The organism is Anatilimnocola aggregata (assembly GCF_007747655.1).
In the GTDB taxonomy this organism is placed as follows: domain Bacteria; phylum Planctomycetota; class Planctomycetia; order Pirellulales; family Pirellulaceae; genus Anatilimnocola; species Anatilimnocola aggregata.
In genome coordinates this window covers 3243352-3260361 of the sequence record NZ_CP036274.1, presented here as the reverse complement: position 1 = coordinate 3260361, position 17010 = coordinate 3243352, and the positions used below count along the sequence as shown (strand labels likewise).

The following is a 17010-nucleotide window of genomic DNA, read 5'->3' as shown; positions in this document are numbered from 1 at the left end:
TTACCCCGCTCCGACTCCCCGATCGAACGCATCCTGATCGCGCAACGTGAGCGCGAGTTCCGATTCAAACCGCGACGAGTTGATTTGCCACACCGGATTCTCGTCGGTGTGCGAATTGCAATGCGCAACGAGCAACTTATAAAGAAACTTGAACAGCCGTCGCGGCACGCGCAACGTACGAAATGAATCGATCAAGCGCGCTTCGGAAATGCTCGTGTCGAAGAGCGATTGCAGCGTCGGCGTCTTTAGTGCATCGAGCGCACAGGCTCTGACGCGGGCATTAGCCACGTCGTACAGCGCTTCGCCGGTCCACTCGAAGGACGGAACCATGTTCTGTTTATCGAGCCGCGCCCGCTGATAAAACTCGCGCTCTTCGCGCTCGATGAAGCGGGTCAATTCCATTGGCAACATCAGCTTGGTGCCGAGCCCCGGATGCTTCAAAAACTTGTTGTCGAGCATCGGCCACAGCAGGGCCTTCATCAGTTCCGCCTGCCCGTTGATCAAGTGCGGCTCATCCACGCGGTCGACGAGCACAATGATGCCCGGATATCCGAGCGTCTGCAGAATCGCCTGAAACTTCATCAGCAATTCGTAACGGTCGTCGGTGCTGTCCTTGTTCGGCAATGGCTGCGAAGACAACTCGGCCGGCGTCAGTTGCATGAAGACCTTGCGCAGGTCATTGGTGTGACGAATGCCAACTCGCATGCGGCCGAGAATGCTCCGCGCAAGCCAGAAGTTCTTCCATGCCTTTACCAACCACGGAATCCAACCACCCACGGCAATCAGCAAGTACAGCCACAAGGGCTTGAGCCACGTTCCGTAACCGTTCGCAAACATCACGACCATCAGCGTGAAAGCCACGAGCATCCACGCCCAGCCTACGGCCAACTGCCAGTAGCTCTTGTACGTGTTGAACTTCAGTCGCTTGCGCAGCCGCGCCCAACGATCTTTAAAGTTCTCGCCCGTTGCCTGGTCGTAACAAGCAGTGAGCACTAGCAAATCGCGCGCTTGATGCCGGTCGAGATTATCGACTTTGCTCTGCTCGATTTTGCAGACGACTGAAGTACTCGGTTGCCGACCTTCCAAAACCCGGTCGACCAAACCAGTCACACCCAGCGTCAGAATTGCGTCCATGTGGTCCCACAGCTTCCACTGCTGCAGCACTCGGTCGGGCCGGCGATTCCGGCTACTCAAGCGATCGCGAAAGCGGTCCAGAAACGGGTTGAAATCGTCGTAATGAATCACGAACAGCCGCTTGACTGGCGATTGCTCATTGAACGCCTCCAAGTGCCGGGCCAGTTGCAGCCGCATGGCCGTTTTGCCAGATCCCTTTTCGCCGAACACGATCGAACTCGCCGGCTCATTCGGATCGCCATAGACCTTGTCCCAAGTGGGATGATAGGTACTGTCGATGCAGTGATCTTTGAAGACGGGATCGGTCTGCGCATCCTCCTCGGCGAACGGATTGCGAGCGATTCCATGATGTTCGAGAAATTGCTGAATCTTCATCGAGGCATCTCAATCAACGGTGGCTTATTTGACAGTGGCCTGATGAAACGCACCGATGCGAAACACAAGCACTGCCTCCTGACCCGACTTCTGCTGCTTCAAAGATAACGGTTTGCTGCCCATACCCCCAGGGGAGCGCGACCCGTCGCCAAGCTGGCATCTGGTCTGGAATGCGTCACCCGGACATCTCCCGTTCGCTCTTGAGTTCCAAATCTTTGCGGCAACTTCTCCTCCCTTGATCGCTCCTTTTTGAGTTTTCCCGAATGCCGTCAGCAGGGCAGGGGAGTGAACAGGAAATTTCCATAATTCCAAATTTTCTGCAAATCGCCTCATCGTACTAACCTCTTATCGCCCAATCGATTTCGCCGTTTGACACCCCTGCAGAACCTGGAACGTTTCCATTTTCAGTTTCCGAAATGTTCCGCAATTTACGTCTACTTACTCACCACATCCTCACCAGATTCGCAGACCACTCCAACATTTATCAATGGCACCTTGCTCGCCCTTGGTTTTTCATTGCCCAGTTGTCTACAGAACCTCGTCAAGCGGTCCCCAGCAGGCTGCAGAGTTTTCGCAACACCAGCAACTTATCGTTACTATGTGGTTTATTAGTTATCGACACTACCTGATTAGATGAGTCGTATATGTGTTTCAATATACTCACATGTCGTGACTAGTCTGGTCACGAGAGTTGCCCTTTAGTAACCGTTCGCGCCAGCACCATGGCGGGTTGCTGAAACGCGGTTTCAGCGCAATTTAGGTAACCCGAAGCGTCAGCGAGGAGAGTGCTTATCGCCGCAATGAACCTTAGCCGTCGCCAAACCATTCGCTTGGGCTTGCTCTGCTTCACCACCAGAGTCCTCCCAACGGGCCACGAAGGAAATTCGCTTCCATGCCTCCCGTTCGCTCTCCTCGCTGACGCTTCGGGTTTCCTAGATTCGTGTGCTGGCGTGAACGGTTACGCCCTTTATTCTGACCCTTCAGCCGTCGTGCGAAAACTCACCGCCCGGCTGTAACAAAGTGGTGATTCTTACGCTGGAGTGTAAGTCCGCGAAGTGCGCTGCGGTTGTCAGCGCAGCGCCTCTTTACTATCGGAGTCCAGCAATGAGCACGGGTATCGCTTTGGCCTTGGAAAGTTCTGAATCGGCGTTGCCAGCCACAAGTTCTGCCGCGAGTGCTGTTCCAAGTTACTCCCCTAGTTCAGCGCCGAGCAAACCGCGCATCTGGACAGTCTTCACCACTTTGTTTGTCGCGGCGTTGGTCGGGCAGATTGCCGTAATCATGGCCTTCGTGATTGCCGGCATCGTAATTGCCATATCCTTCGGACCGCAAGGATTAGATCCCTCTGCCATGAAAACCCATGCACAAGAAGTCTTTCAGCAGCCACTGATGGCACTATTGGTCACGGTCATTCCTTTTCAACTCGGCATGGGCACACTCGTACTGCTCGCCGCCAGCTGCTCGCCAGAGCCGTTCCAGCAACGGCTCGGCCTGTTGGCACCAACGGGGCGAAACTTCACTGGCCTCGGCCTGGCGACACTGGCGTGCTTCACACTTTCGACGGCCCTGGCAGTCATGATCGGCTCGACACTCCTGCTGGGCCAGCCAGCCGCCAGTCCGACGAGCGCGGCGGTGAGCGAAAGTGCCTGGTGGACGATCGTTCTGGTCGCAGTCATCCTCAGCGTGCTCCCAGTGCTCGTCGAAGAAATCGTGTTTCGCGGCTACGTTCAACGTCGGCTGCTCGCACGCTGGTCGCCAACAACAGCCATTGCTGTCTCAACACTCCTGTTCGCCATCCTGCATGCTGACTCGCTGCAACATATCGTGGCGGTAATCCCGCTTGGGATAGTAACCGGCTTGCTTGCCTACCGCACTAATTCAGTCAAGCCAGGCATGCTCGTCCACGCGATTCACAACATGGGAGCTGTCGCCTGCGGCGCGTTGACCCGAGCTTTAACTCCTCTTCTCGGCGATGAACAAGCAGGGCTCGTAATCATCGGACTGATCGTGCTACTCGCGCTCGTCGGCCTGCCATCCGCCCTCTCACTACTGCGACGAACTGCAGTCAACCCAGAGTCTCAGCCGCTGGCGCTGCCTCAGCCGGCTATATAGGGATACTTCTCGCAAGGAGGGGAATTCGCCAAATTACGGTTCTGGACTGGCAAAGATATAACCAGGTGGCACGAAGGGGAATTCGGCGGTAGTTTAGAAGTGGAAATCGTCAAGCGGACAAGCCCCAAGGATGCTGGTATGGCGGATAAAACTTCGCCCGATATTCGGGCCGCTGCTCATCGACTGATCGACTCACTTCCACTCAACGCCACCCGGGATGATGTGATGCAGCAGATTTACGTTCGTCAGTGCATCGAATGTGGCCTGGATGATGCCAAGGCGGGACGTGTGGTCGATGTCGAAGAAGTGCGCCGAGGATTTGGGCTGAACAAATGAAAGTGTACTGGACCAATACTGCCATTGGTCCATTGACGGACATCTACGAGTACATCGCGGGTAACTCACAACGCTACGCACATCGAATGGTAGATCGCATCACCGGACGATCGATCCAACTTGCTACTTTTCCTGAATCGGGCCAGATAGTGCTCGAATACGGAGACCCGTCAATTCCCAAAGTGATTGAGGGAAGCTATCGGGTGATTTATCAGATTCAGGCAAATCATATTGATGTGCTCGCCGTCATCCACACGGCACGGCAACTTCCCCGGACACTCAAGACATTGTCGCTGGCCTGAGTGCGCTGCACCGCGAACTAGCTTGATTTCAACTTTGCTTCGGCCGCTTCATCCTCCAGCGGTAACCGCACAGTAAACGTCGAACCATCCCCCAGTGATGATTCCACAAGAATCGTCCCGCCGTGTGCAGTGACAATCTCGGCGACAATGCTCAGCCCGAGCCCCGTTCCCTGACCACTCGCGGCGGCGGTGGAATCGCTGGGAACCGTGCGAGCTTGATCGGCGCGAAAGAATCGTTCAAAGATTCGCGATTGATCGGCTAGCGCAATGCCGGGGCCTTTATCGCGCACACGGAGCAGCGCCCAGCCATCTTCGGTCGCAGTGGTGACTTGCACTTCGCCGCCAGGCCTGTTGTATTGAATGGCGTTCCCAACCAGATTGGCAACAACCTGCCCGAGCTGTTGGGCATCGCCCGCGGTCAACGTACTCGTTAGTTGCGACATCAGCTGAATTTTCTGTTCACTGGCCAGCGGTTCGAGCCAGGCGAGCGTCGTGCGAGCAACCTCGGCCAGATCGCACACTTCTCGCCTTGGTTGCAGCCGGCCGGCGTCGGCGCGAGCCAGCAACAGCAAGTCATCAACCAGCCGCTTCATTCGCCGCGCAGCACGCAGGCAGGTATCGAGCGCCGCGCGGTATTCGTCGCTACTGCGCGGCCGGGCCAGCGAATGCTCCGCCTGTGTGAGAATGACGGTGACCGGCGTGCGCAATTCATGCGAAGCGTCGGACGTGAATCGCGTTTGCTGCTGAAAGGCTCCCTGCAAACGGTCGAGCATCCGATTAAACACCGTGGCCAGGCTAAGCAGTTCCGTGGAACTCGTCGGCGATGGCAGTCGCTGGTCGAGTTGCCGGGCCGAGATCTGCTCCGCGGTTTGCGTCAGTTGTTCAATCGGCTGCGTAATCCGCCGCGCCAGCCACCATGCCACGAGCCCGCCGATGGCAAGCGCTGCCAGGCCAATCAGAGCAAGGGTCGAGAGCAGATTGCGCAAGCGATCTTGCTCTTTGCCGAGTGGTCGACCAATCAAGATTTGCTCATCGCGGGGTCCGCGGGCAATCACTTGCAAGTCGCCAGCCTGCCAACGCGTGGCGTAAGGACGGGGACCACCTCGCTTCGGCAACTCTTTCGCCGGAGTGACCTGCTTCGGCACGTCGCCGCTATCGGCAAGTAATTTGCCCGCAGCTTGCCAGACAACAAAGTATGCGCGATCGCGCGGGGCTGGACCAAAGCGGTGCCAATAAGTGCGCGAGATTTCCAACTGCGTGGCGGGTTGTCCGCTGGCGAGATCACGTTCGATTAGCTGGGCTGCGGCAAACAGGTCCGCCTCTGCTTCGCGATAGATGCTCTGCCGCAGCAATCCATAAACGGTCCCGCCGAAGCCAAGCACAACGAGCAGCAGCACGGCCAATTGCGCCAAGAGAATCTCGACCCATAACGGACGGCCCGCGCGCGGGGCAGGGGAGGGGAGGCGCTCCGGTTGCGCTGAATTTTCGGGCTCATTCGGGGATGACATAGCCGAGCCCTCGCCGGGTTTCGATCAGTTCGTGTCCGAGCTTTTTGCGAATGTTCGAAACATGAACATCGAGCAAGTTCGACAAGCTGTTTTCGTTCTCGTCGAACAAGTGATCGAAGAGTTCGGTGCGACTGACCACGCGCCCGCGATGGAGCGCCAGGTATTCCAGCAGCACGTACTCGCGCGATGTAAGCACGATTGGTTCCTGCCCCAGCAACACCGTGCGCGACCGCAGGTCGATCCGAACTTCGCCGATGGTCAATTCCGTCACGCTCTGCCCCGCGGCGCGGCGGATGAGCGCCCGCAAGCGTGCGAGCAACTCGGCGCGCTCGAAGGGCTTGATCAGATAATCGTCGGCGCCCAGGTCGAGCCCTTCGACGCGATCGCGCACCGAGTCGCGAGCAGAGACAATGAGCACGGGCGTGGCCTTCTCGCGCCGCAACTGCGCGAGCAACTTCCAGCCATCGAGCTTGGGAAGCATTAAGTCGAGCACGATGGCATCGTACGACCAACTGAGAGCCTTCGTGAGTCCGTCCTGACCGTCGGCTGCAATGTCGACGGCGTAATCGGCTTCGCACAAGACCTCGGCGATCAGACGCCGCAGGTCAGGCTCATCTTCAATGATCAGCACACGCATGATCGAACTCGGGACCAAAGGGGCTGTGATAGACCAGCCATCTTAGCTGGCCCGCTTACTTCGCGGCGTCGGCAGCCGAAGTAGGTTGATCTGGAAACTTTCGTTCGATCAGTTTGCGCAGTTCTCGCAACTCGCGCAGAATTTCTTCGTGCGGTGGCTGTTCGTGCGGAGCTGGCTTGGCATGCTTTAGCCCATCGTGCTTCGGCCCGCCTTTGGGCCCATCGTGCATTGGTCCGCCTTTGGGGCCGTGGGGCGGGGCAGGGGGGCGATGAGGAGCCGGTTCCTCGCGCTCGATCACTTTGCCACTGGCCACCGCGGTGATCTTGTCGGCTTGCAAATGTGTTTCCCCCTTGGGAGTCTGATGTTTGCGGCCGGAGATGTTCACTTCGTCCCCGACAGCAATCAGCTTGGCGAGTTCCGCACCTTGGTGTGGTGGGAATTTCACTTCGGTCTTGTCGCTGAGAAGCAGACCATCAACATCGCCGTGAGGGTTCTTGACCACCTTTTCGATCTTGCCAGTCACGCTCATCTTCTCTTCGGCCTGCTTGTTGGCTTTGGGTCCATCCTTGGGTGCAGGTGGCTCTGGGCGGGTGACTTTGATGGTCTGACCAGCCGCTTCGATTCGCAAGGCCGCGAAAACCTTCTCTCCCTTCGGCCGCGTTTCCAGCTTGCCGACGACAATCACCGTAGTGCCTGGCTTCACCGCCCGTTCGACTTCGCGACCGATGTGCGGCGGAAAATGAACGTCGCGACCATTCTCCAGCTTGAGGCCATCAACATCGTCGCGGTCATTGCGCAGGAGCTTGGCGACCTTGCCACTGACAGTTTCAGAGTTTTGTTCGGTCTGGGCGACTTCCTCGGCCGAAGTCTGCCAGCCGAAATACCCGCTGCCGGGAAGCACGATAGCCCCACAGGCGGTGGCGATGATGAGCGCTGCGCTCGTCCAAAGGCTTCGTTTCATGATCGTTCCTTTTCGAGAAGTGTGCGGAAGCCCGCCAAGTTGCGGAACCACGGCGTCTTTCGGAGGAACTGTAGGGAAGCCAACCTTAATGCCGGATGAAGAGCTTTTGGTCGCTACTTTGCCAGCAGTTCTTTCCAGCGGCGATAGTGAGCCAGGTCGATACCCATGAGATAGGGATAGCTGAGGGCAAGGCCGGCAATGACCAGCCCCCAGCCAAGGAGGGCAGGGGCCAGATGCCAGCCGCTGTGATATCCGACCGCAAAGTGGACGAGCATGGTGGAACCATAGGCCAGCGTGCTGGCGAGCAAGTACATCCACCACTGCCAACCGTCACCCTGACGAAAGCCCCAAAGCGCCGAGAGGAGTGTGGCGAGCCCGCACGAGATCAGCATGCCACCAAAACTGGCGCGGTCGTGAGCAACGACGGGGATCAGTCGCGGATGCAAACCAAGAAGTGTCTCGCGCGTGGTCCGCATGAACTCCAGATCTTCGGGCACGAACACGGTGGTACTGCCGACGTAACAAATCACGCAGCCGCCAACGATGAGGGCCGCCCCTTGAATGACAAACAACAGCTGTCCCCATTGGCACAAACGCCAGGCGAGCGTATCGCGCAGGTTAGGAAATTGCGGCACGGCCGGTGAACTCAACTTCCCTTGCCAACCGGCGAGCAGTAACTGCAGCAAGATGGCCGTGACGAGCGCATGAAATGGGTCGAAGTAACCGAAGAAGAGAAACAAGAAGAAGCTGGCGAATCCGGAGAGGGCAGAAGTGAGGATCGTCAGCCAGGCCCAATGCGAACCTTGACGGACACCATGCCAGGCGAGGAACGAATAGAAGACACCAATGGCCAACATCGTGCCGGCCAGGGTCACGCGGTCGTGCGCCATGAAGAGCAACAGCCGCGGATTGATTGCCGCGATCTGCACGCGCGTCAGTCCCAAGTAAGCTTCGTCGTAAGGAAGGACCACGCGAGTCGCGGCAATAATTCCTGCGAGTAGTCCACCGCCAAACATCGAGAGCCCGAGGAGTAGCAACCAAAACCAGGACTGCTCGACCATCCGCACGGCAGGTGAGTGTGGCTGGGGCAGGGGAGGGGAGGGGAACTGCACATGCTGGCCACGATTGGCGTAGAGCGGCGGATAGATCGATTGGAAGAACCGCCGCGCGTCATTAATTCGCTTCGGCAATCCGGGGCCCGCGAAGATCAGTCCGGAATCGACTTGGACCAGCGTCGCGCCGCTGCGCCAGGCGCGCAGCGCATCTTCGGGCGAGTGAATTCCAGCTGAGGCAACCAACGTGCAATCGTTGCCGAACTCGGTTCGCAGAGCTTGAAGGAGAAGACAACAGCAACCAAGTTGCGCGCTCGCGGCGAGGGGAGAGTCGAATTCGGTATTGGCAATCACGAAACCACGGATCCCTGCTTCGCGAGCTGCGATTAAATAGTGTCGCTGGTCCGCGAGCGACAGATCCAATGGCAGCACGACGTAGACGGGCGTCGCGAACTCGATCTCTGCGAGCTCGTCTTCGCCTTCGTAGCGCAGCCGCTCTTGAATCGTGCCGAGATGAACTTTCCACTCGTCGAGTGACCACTGCTGGGCGACTGCAATGCCGAGTGTATTGAGCGTTAGCGGATTCGTTGTAAATCCGTGGGCCTCGATCTGCTGCAAACAGGCAGCGGTGGTTGCTTGCTCGGCGGTCGTATGCGGGCAACTCAGCCGTCGCCAAACGGGAACCGTCAGGGCAGGGGAGGGGGGCGGATCTGCAGCGGGCTCTGTCCCATCGGAACTGAGTTGCCATTGAACCGTTTGCTCGACCGCTGAAACTGACAGTTTCGCGGTGGCATCCTGAGCTTGGAACGCGGGATCAATTTCGACCCAGCCCACTCCAAACCGGCTGATCGCCCTGAGCGCTTGTTGTTGCGGATCGAGATGAGGGCCAAGCCCGACGGGGCTGCGGTATTCCACGCCGTCCACAACAATCGTCAGATCGCGCGGCGGCAGCATGTGTCCAAAAAAATCGACGACATATACGCCACCCGGTATCTTCGCGAGTGTTCCCAGTCCACTGAAGGCCAGCGCGCGAGCCGTCTTAAAAGGCAGCGCGAAGAGCGGCCTCTGGAACAGCGTGCGGTAAGTCCAATCAGGCATGGGATGGCAGTGAGTGAAAGGGACTAAACTTCGAACTATCGACTTCGAACGTGAAACCTGACACTTGGAACCGAAAACTTGATCCGATCTTAACCTTCAGCAGCCATCTGACGAGGCAGGTCAGGGGGGTACACGCCGCAGGCTGCCCTTTAACCATTCGGAGGGCTGGTTTAGACTACCGATTGTAGGGCGCACTTGGCGGAACCCTGCAAATAAATGGTCAACAACTTTTTGCGAGCATACAGGCAGTGACAAGAGCCCGCGATTTTCTTGGACCTTATCGCCTGGTGCGACTGATTCGCGTCGGTCAGACCTGCCAGGTTTGGGAAGCAGCCAAATCGGACGATACGACTCGCTATGCACTGAAAGTGCCCGTCCCCGAGAAGCGAAAAGACAAGGCGATCATCAACGAACTCAAACGCGAATATGAAGTGGCCGGGGAATTGAATCACCCCAACCTCATTCGCATTCACGAGTTCAACACCGAAGGCGAAACGCCTTACCTGGTGATGGAATATTTCGAGCACCCGAACCTTAAACTCTGGTTGCGACTGGGGCCTCAGGCCATCAGCTATTTCGCGCCGAAGTTTGTCGAGCAAGGTTCGCAAGCACTGTTTTATCTGCACACCAAAGGCTGGGTTCATCGCGACGTGAAGCCAGATAATTTTCTCATCAGCGACGACGCCCACGTCAAGCTGATCGACTTCGCCATTTCCGAGAAGATGAGGACGGGTCTCTCGGCAATGTTTGGCAACATGTTCGGCGGCACGCGCACTCAAGGCACGCGCAGCTACATTTCGCCCGAGCAGATTCGGAACCAAAATCTCGACGCGCGGGCCGACATCTATAGCTTTGGCTGCGTCTTGTACGAACTCATCACCGGCAAGGTGCCGTACACGGGCGACAATGCCGACGATCTGCTGAACAAGCACTTGAATGCTGCTGTGCCAGCAGTGCTAGTAATGAACGACAATGTCACGCAAGAGTTCAGCGATCTGATTCGCCGCATGATGGCCAAGCGCAAAGAGGACCGCCCACCCTCGATGTGGGAGTTTTTGAAGGAGTATCAGAAAATGCGCGCCTTCAAAGTGGTCCCTAAGCCCCCGACGGTTCGACCAACATTAAAGGACGACCGCAAAGGCTTCGTGTAATCGTCCGTGTTATTACCGAACACTTTCCTAGCATCGCTGTCTTAGCAAGCCTGCTCCTCGCTGCCAGCATATTCCGTTCGATGATGGTGAATTGAAATGAGTGAAACGACAAGCATCGCGAGCAACGGTTCCCCGAGTGGTGCCAATGGGTCGTCGAGCGGTGCCGCGCAAACGGCCCCTGGCCTCGACTTCGAACTTCCCATTCTCGCACTCGAAGCGCAACTTCGCACCCTGGAGCAAACTCCCGCGCGCACGCCCGAGCAGGAAGAAGAACTCCGCCGCATCCGCCGCGAAGTGAACGAGACCACGCGACAGGTCTATAGCAACCTCACGCCATGGCAAATCGTACAAGTCGCCCGCCATAAAGATCGTCCTTACACGGCCGACTATGTCTCGCTGGTGTTCGAAGACTTTGTCGAACTGCACGGCGATCGCAAGTTTGGCGACGACCGCGCCATGCTCACCGGATTTGCCCGGCTCGATCAGCACAAAGTGCTCGTCGTCGGCCATCAGAAAGGTCGCACCTACAAAGAACGAACCGCTTGCTACTTTGGCTGCGCTCATCCCGAGGGTTATCGCAAGGCGATGCTCAAGATGAAGATGGCCGAGAAGTATGGCATTCCGATCGTCTGCCTGATCGACACCCCGGGAGCTTATCCGGGCATCGGCGCCGAAGAGCGCGGGCAGTCGCAGGCGATTGCCGAGAACATGTACGAAATGTCGCGGATGAAGACGCCCATCATTTGCATCGTCATTGGCGAAGGTGGTTCCGGTGGCGCGCTAGGCATCGGCGTCGGCGATCGCGTGGCCATGTTGCAGTACTCCTATTACTCGGTCATCAGCCCCGAAGGTTGCGCAGGCATTCTTTGGAAGAGCCATCAGTTTGCCGAGAAGGCCGCGACCGCGCTCAAGTTCACTTCCAGCGACTTGCTGCGACTCGGCGTGATCGATCACGTGATTGAAGAGCCGCTGGGCGCCGCACATCGCGACCACTTTCAAACGGCCGCGCGGGTCAAACAGTACTTGCTCCGTTCGCTGCGTGAACTTTCGAGCAAGACTGGCGACCAATTGACCCAACAGCGTTACGAGAAGTTCCGCGCGATGGGCAAGTTCCTCGAAGAACCGTTGGCCGTTGCCGAATAATTCTCCGCGAGCCCTTCGAAAATGCCTTACCGTTGGGTTCTGCGCGAACATTTGCAACTTGCTGGCTTCCTGGTGAAATGGCTGGCGTTGGCAATCCCTCTGGGTGTTGTCATTGGCAGCGCCGTGGCACTCTTCTTATGGTCGCTCGATCGCGCGACGGAGCTGCGCTGGGAACATCCGTGGCTGCTGTATCTGCTGCCACTCGCAGGCGCGGCGATCGCGCTCTTGTATCAGTATTTGGGTAAGGAATCTGAGGCGGGCAACAACCTGATTCTCGATGAGATTCACGAGCCCGCGGCGGGCGTGCCGCTACGGATGGCTCCGCTGGTCTTTGTCGGCACGATACTGACTCACTTATTTGGTGGCTCCGCTGGGCGCGAAGGAACAGCTGTGCAAATGGGCGGCAGCCTGGCAAGTCAATACGCTCGTTGGTTGCGCAGCAACTCCGAAGACGCGCGACTGCTATTGATGGCGGGGATCGCGGCTGGCTTTGGCGCGGTCTTTGGCACGCCGCTGACCGGCGCGATCTTCGCGCTCGAGGTTTTGGCACTCGGGCAAATGAACTATCGCGCCATGCTGCCGTGCTTGATCGCGAGCATCGTTGGCGACTATACGACCTCGGCCTGGGGCATCGGTCACACGCACTACAGCATTCACGCGTTGACGCAGGTCGGACTGATTGAACACGCACCGCGACTCAATTGGTGGCTGGCCGGCAAAGTGACAATCGCTGCCGCTTGCTTTGGGCTGTGCAGCGTCCTCTTCGCCGAGTTCGCACACTCGCTGCATCATTGGTTCAAGAGGACGATTCGCTGGCCGGCACTCCGGCCACTGGTTGGCGGGCTCATCGTCATTGCCTTGGTCTGGACGGTTGGCAATCGAGATTATCTCGGCCTCGGTGTGAATGCCGATCCGGCAACTCCTCAAGCAGTCACGATTCAGTCCTGCTTCCGTCCCGGCGGCGCGGAATGGTTCAGCTGGGCTTGGAAGATCTTGTTCACGGTGGTCACGATCAGCAGCGGCTTCAAGGGTGGCGAAGTGACGCCGCTGTTCTTCATCGGCGCGGCCCTTGGTCACGTGCTCGGACTGCTGCTCGGAGTGCCGGTCGACTTCATGGCCGGGCTGGGCTTCGTCGCCGTCTTTGCCGGCGCGACCAACACTCCGCTCGCCTGCACGATCATGGGAATCGAACTCTTCGCACCAGGCAACGGCGAACTACTCCAGTCGGGCTTTGTCGTTTATCTGGCCATCGCTTGTTACGTTTCGTATTTCCTGAGCGGTCACACCGGCATTTATCTTTCGCAGCGAGTTGGCAGTCCGTTGACCAGTTCGTTCGAACATTTTTCCGCCGGCTCGATCCGGTCGATTCGGGACGGCCGAACTGGCGGCACAAATTTCCCGGCGGAAGAGAAAACCGAACTCGAAAACAAAACCAAATCTGGCCCTGAATCTGGCGCTAAAAACTCCTGATTCCCGGCCAGCAAAACGGGCCATCCGTGCGACCGTTTTTTCTTCGCTTCGCTCCCAAAATCGGCAGTGCTTCAAGCGCCAGATTCCGTCCCGAAATCACAGCTGAAGTTCACTAAAATCGTAGCTGCCAAATGGGCTCGCAGAGCAGGGCCGCCCAAGCCGTTTTCGCCCTAATTCGACCCAGCCCCAACGTCCGATAATGTTTGCAGACATAGGAAAGAAGTCGGAAATAACAAGTCAATTCCCGATAGCTTGTTGAGACGAGACGAAAGTCTTATTGAGACGAAAGTGGGTAGTCTCGGGAGCATCGCGGGAGAGGGCAGGGGAGGCGAATCGGAGCAGTCGGACGCGACCGGGAAAATTTCTCGAAAAAATTTCCTCTCCGGTGGGATGCCTGACGAGTTGTCGGGTGCTGCACTGAGCTGCGTTAACGGAGGGCCAGTCGCGGACGATTGGTGGCGTGATCTTGATTGGGGTCGCGTTGACGAGTTGTCGGGTGCCAACGGAGCAGGGCAGGGGGCCAGCAGCGAAGCTCAGGCCGTCTCGTTGGCTGTATCAGGGGATTCGGGAGCAGGCGGCGAAGCCGCTGCGTCGAACGCCTGGAAGCCAAGTAGCGGCAACGTCTTAGCGACTTCAGTGGGCCAGCCCCCCGAGTCTAGTATCACGGGGGGCTCAAACAGCCAAAACCAAGACCCAAGCGATAGCGTCACGGGAGGCGTGGACTGGCTCAGCGTGCCCCTCTACGGATCATGGTGCGACGAAAGTTACCAACGCCTGATAGCAATGCTAGAAGGGATGAAGGACGAAGCTCAGGAGAAAGGCGGCGTGTTCTTCGAAGGGCCGGACGGTGGCCGCATCTACGTGCGACCGGCTGGCATCCGTCGCGGGCCGTGGTTCTTCGACTTCGCGTTGGAGCATGAGGGGATGACGCTCCTGGTCGCGAAGCGCAAGTCAGCGGAGAAGATTCCGAACTGCTTGGTTGACCTTAGCTCGATGGTCCTGATGCAGCGTGGGCATGTGGAGGCGTTCTCTCTCGCTCGAACCACGCTTGAGCGGTTGGGCTGGCACTACGAAAAGGGCGTGGCCTCTCGGTGCGACATCTGCGTTGACCTGATTAACCAGGCGATCAAGTGGTTCCGCGATAAGTACGTCGCCGAAGCGTTCGTCTGCCGGGCCGTCGACGACGGCTGGTATCGGAAGCATCGCAAGGTGACTGGCATCGTGTTCGGCAAGGGCATTCGGTGCCGGATTTACGACAAGGTGTACGAAACCAAGGATGATCCTGCCAAACGGGAAGTCATGCGGGTGCATCGTTGGGGCGGCGTCATCCCTGAAGAAGCGGTGCGAGTTGAGTTCCAGCTTCGTCGCGAGGAAATGCGGGATGACTTCTCGGTAACGGACATCTACGACCTGTTCTCGAAGTTGCGAACCATCGGTCAGAAGCTCACGACGGATTGGCTGCGGTTCACGGCGGAAACACCGGATCGCAGCAACGGCCATCAGTCGCGAGCAAAAGTTGCCGACGTGTGGGCACTCGTCGTGCAGAGGTTCTTCGACGCGTTCCCAGATGCGAAGGAAGCGGCCGAACCAAAACCGAAAGTGGTGCCGGACACCGGCCGTCTGTTGCGGCAAGCGGTCGGCTGCATCAAGTCGGGCCTTGCACAAGTGTGTGCGAAGTTCACGTCACAAGATGAGGCAGTCGGGGCCTTGTGGGACATGTTCCAACTGCTGCTGCCGCCGACGTTCTGGCACGACATCAACGAACGGCAAGCGGAGTTCCAGGAGCGTCGGCCAATGATCGGCGTGCTTGGTGTCAGTGCCGGACAAGTGCCGTTCTAGCCGGTGCGATCGCGGGAAATATCGGACGAGAGTAACAGCGATATCGGAGCGCAAGAAAATGAGATTACCTGGGCAGATTCCCAAAGCAGAGACGCGGGCCGTGTACCTGCGGATGACTCCTGAGCTGGTCGCGTGGCTCGATCAGGAAGCGAAGCGGCAACGACGTTCGCGGGCGTTCGTGATCTCGCAAGCCGTGCGGCTTATGCGAGCGTGGGTCAAGGAACTTGAAGATCAGCGAACGGCGTAGGAGCGAAAGATGGCGAGCGTGCCGGAGTTGGTCGAGATTCGAGTGGCGATCAGCCGAGCGGTGTTGCTCGCAATGTTCGAGCAGGCAACGCAAGAAGGTCGTAGTTCGTTGGATGTGATCCGCGAACGGATCGAACGGCCGGCATTGCTGAGCGAGAAGGCAAGGCTCGATGACTACAGCACGACGTCTCTCGGTGTGCGGCCGAGGCGTCGAGACGGCGGGCTTTGGCAATGGGAGAAGTTCGTGGTGTCGATTCCGCTCAAGCTCAAGTGCGAGCTGATGCGGATCGCACGCGAAAACTTCGTCACGCAAAACGAGTTGGGCTTGTTCATTCTCCGTGGTGCCGTGCAAGATCAAACTTGGCTCGCGGCGTTGCTCGTGCTCGCGGCCGAAGCCAAGCAGGAAAACAGCGAATGAGAAAACGGCGACCGCGTTGACCTGGCTCGCGTTCGCTCGATCATCAACAGCCGGGAATCAGAATGGAATCTGTGATGCGTAAGAAACGGAAAGCGCGTGAGGAATGGAGTCCGACAACGGTGAATCTCCGGTGCGGAGCGAACGTTGTAGAGGTGCTGTTCCCGCGAGGGTTGGAGTTCATTCGGTGTCAGGAGTTCTTGCACGCGGTGCGAGTTCGGACGTTCGGCCACGTGGGCAGTGTTCAGAACATGCTGACGTCGCTGCGGGAGCTGGCGTTGACGTTCGGGCGTCGGGTGAAAGTCCGGTTGCTCTCACGAGCAGCAGCCGGATAGAATCCCGGCAACTGGACGCCGCACTTGCAACGCACGGGGCTGGTCACGATTAAGAGACGTGATCGGCCCTTGTTCGTTTATCGGCTCAGTGTTCCGGTGGCTGCTTCGCTGCCGTGCGTGCAACCGGGGAGCTGGCGGCGAGTGATCCGGCCACTCTCGAACCACTCCAGCCGCCCGCCTTGAAGGTTCCCCGGTCTTAGCTGGTGTAGCTGCGGTTGGCCATTGTCGAACCCTGGGGTGTGACGCTCGGTCTTTCGCTTGGTGGCACGCCACACACCTTCAACTTCCACGGCGGGTTGTCGTGCCACGGCTTGTCTCCGTCTCCATCCGTCAGGCGACGAAATTAAAGTTCGGGGGCTGTCCGTTCGATAACCCCGGCAGGTCGAAAATACTATCAGCCGAACAGGCCTTACTAGCCGGGCCTTTAAGCCACTCACGCATGGTCGGAGTGTGCAGGAATCTAATCGCGGCAACCATCGCACGACCCTCTGAAAACGGTTGCGCTCGCGTTCGCAGAACTGGCGATTGACCAGTCTGCCCAGCTGCTGCACTTGACGGGAACCAGCGTTCTCGCCGATGATCCGCAGCTGACCCAAGAAACGCAAACGACCAGGCGTTGGAACCTGGTCGCTTGCTGATGTTCGTTCACCCTTGGCGGGGTGTTCGAGCGGGGTGCTTGTGCAGCTATCAACTGCCAAGACTTACACGCTGGAAAAAGGACTTCCTAACGTGCGTTCTGAACCTACATCTACAGGCGATTCTCGCCAAGAGCAGCGGGCCTTTATTGAGAATGAGACCCTGTGCCCAACGTCCGATAATGTTTGTTATGTTCGGTTGAGGTCGCTGTTTCTCTCGGGAAATACGCATATTCCGGTTCTGACGATTGCTATTCGAAG

General features: G+C 58.0%; 15 protein-coding genes. 9 read left to right on the top strand and 6 right to left on the bottom strand.

From position 1 onward, the window contains the following. A complete protein-coding gene (locus tag ETAA8_RS12370; RefSeq protein ID WP_145088361.1) occupies nt 1-1509 on the bottom strand; it encodes a hypothetical protein in 1509 nt (502 codons plus the stop codon). 1104 nt (nt 1510-2613) lie between these two features. Here ETAA8_RS12370 and ETAA8_RS12365 point away from each other — a divergent pair. From ETAA8_RS12365 to ETAA8_RS12355, 3 genes are all read left to right on the top strand, one after another. Beyond that, nucleotides 2614-3621 (top strand): CPBP family intramembrane glutamic endopeptidase, encoded by a 1008-nt coding sequence (locus tag ETAA8_RS12365; RefSeq protein WP_145088359.1) that lies wholly within the window; start codon nt 2614-2616, stop codon nt 3619-3621. Between the two features lie 138 nt (nt 3622-3759). Next, a complete protein-coding gene (locus ETAA8_RS12360) occupies nt 3760-3957 on the top strand; it encodes a hypothetical protein (RefSeq protein WP_145088357.1) in 198 nt (65 codons plus the stop codon). Beyond that, nucleotides 3954-4259, top strand: a complete 306-nt coding sequence (locus ETAA8_RS12355) for a type II toxin-antitoxin system RelE/ParE family toxin (RefSeq protein WP_145088355.1) — start codon at nt 3954-3956, stop codon at nt 4257-4259. Before ETAA8_RS12360 ends, ETAA8_RS12355 begins: the two co-directional genes overlap by 4 nt. 17 nt (nt 4260-4276) lie before the next feature. On the opposite strand, the gene ETAA8_RS12350 is transcribed toward ETAA8_RS12355, so the two are convergent. The 4 genes from ETAA8_RS12350 to ETAA8_RS12335 all read right to left on the bottom strand — a co-directional run bounded on the left by ETAA8_RS12350 (nt 4277) and on the right by ETAA8_RS12335 (nt 9515). Further along, a complete protein-coding gene (locus tag ETAA8_RS12350) occupies nt 4277-5767 on the bottom strand; it encodes a sensor histidine kinase (RefSeq protein ID WP_145088353.1) in 1491 nt (496 codons plus the stop codon). Continuing rightward, entirely contained in the window at nt 5751-6404 is a 654-nt protein-coding gene (locus ETAA8_RS12345) for a response regulator transcription factor (protein ID WP_145088351.1), read from the bottom strand. Before ETAA8_RS12345 ends, ETAA8_RS12350 begins: the two co-directional genes overlap by 17 nt. A 55-nt stretch (nt 6405-6459) precedes the next feature. Further along, nucleotides 6460-7365, bottom strand: a complete 906-nt coding sequence (locus ETAA8_RS12340; protein WP_145088349.1) for an OB-fold nucleic acid binding domain-containing protein — start codon at nt 7363-7365, stop codon at nt 6460-6462. Nucleotides 7366-7478: 113 nt separating this feature from the next. Beyond that, nucleotides 7479-9515: a hypothetical protein gene (locus ETAA8_RS12335; RefSeq protein WP_145088347.1), complete on the bottom strand. Its 2037-nt coding sequence runs from the start codon at nt 9513-9515 to the stop codon at nt 7479-7481. Between the two features lie 248 nt (nt 9516-9763). Between ETAA8_RS12335 and ETAA8_RS12330 the strand changes: the two genes are divergently transcribed. The 6 genes from ETAA8_RS12330 to ETAA8_RS12305 all read left to right on the top strand — a co-directional run bounded on the left by ETAA8_RS12330 (nt 9764) and on the right by ETAA8_RS12305 (nt 15782). Continuing rightward, nucleotides 9764-10666 (top strand): serine/threonine-protein kinase, encoded by a 903-nt coding sequence (locus tag ETAA8_RS12330; protein WP_145088345.1) that lies wholly within the window; start codon nt 9764-9766, stop codon nt 10664-10666. Between the two features lie 96 nt (nt 10667-10762). Next, on the top strand, nt 10763-11809 hold the full coding sequence (locus ETAA8_RS12325; RefSeq protein ID WP_145088343.1) for an acetyl-CoA carboxylase carboxyltransferase subunit alpha: 1047 nt from the start codon (nt 10763-10765) through the stop codon (nt 11807-11809). A gap of 21 nt (nt 11810-11830) precedes the next feature. Continuing rightward, a complete protein-coding gene (locus ETAA8_RS12320; RefSeq protein ID WP_145088341.1) occupies nt 11831-13279 on the top strand; it encodes a voltage-gated chloride channel family protein in 1449 nt (482 codons plus the stop codon). A 795-nt stretch (nt 13280-14074) separates the two neighbouring features. Further along, entirely contained in the window at nt 14075-15118 is a 1044-nt protein-coding gene (locus ETAA8_RS12315) for a hypothetical protein (protein ID WP_145088339.1), read from the top strand. A gap of 58 nt (nt 15119-15176) precedes the next feature. Then, nucleotides 15177-15365, top strand: a complete 189-nt coding sequence (locus ETAA8_RS12310) for a hypothetical protein (RefSeq protein WP_145088337.1) — start codon at nt 15177-15179, stop codon at nt 15363-15365. 9 nt (nt 15366-15374) lie between these two features. Next, nucleotides 15375-15782, top strand: coding sequence for a hypothetical protein (locus ETAA8_RS12305; protein WP_145088335.1), 408 nt, complete (start codon nt 15375-15377; stop codon nt 15780-15782). A gap of 409 nt (nt 15783-16191) precedes the next feature. On the opposite strand, the gene ETAA8_RS12300 is transcribed toward ETAA8_RS12305, so the two are convergent. Beyond that, a complete protein-coding gene (locus tag ETAA8_RS12300; RefSeq protein WP_145088333.1) occupies nt 16192-16422 on the bottom strand; it encodes a hypothetical protein in 231 nt (76 codons plus the stop codon). Between the last annotated feature and the right edge of the window lie 588 nt (nt 16423-17010).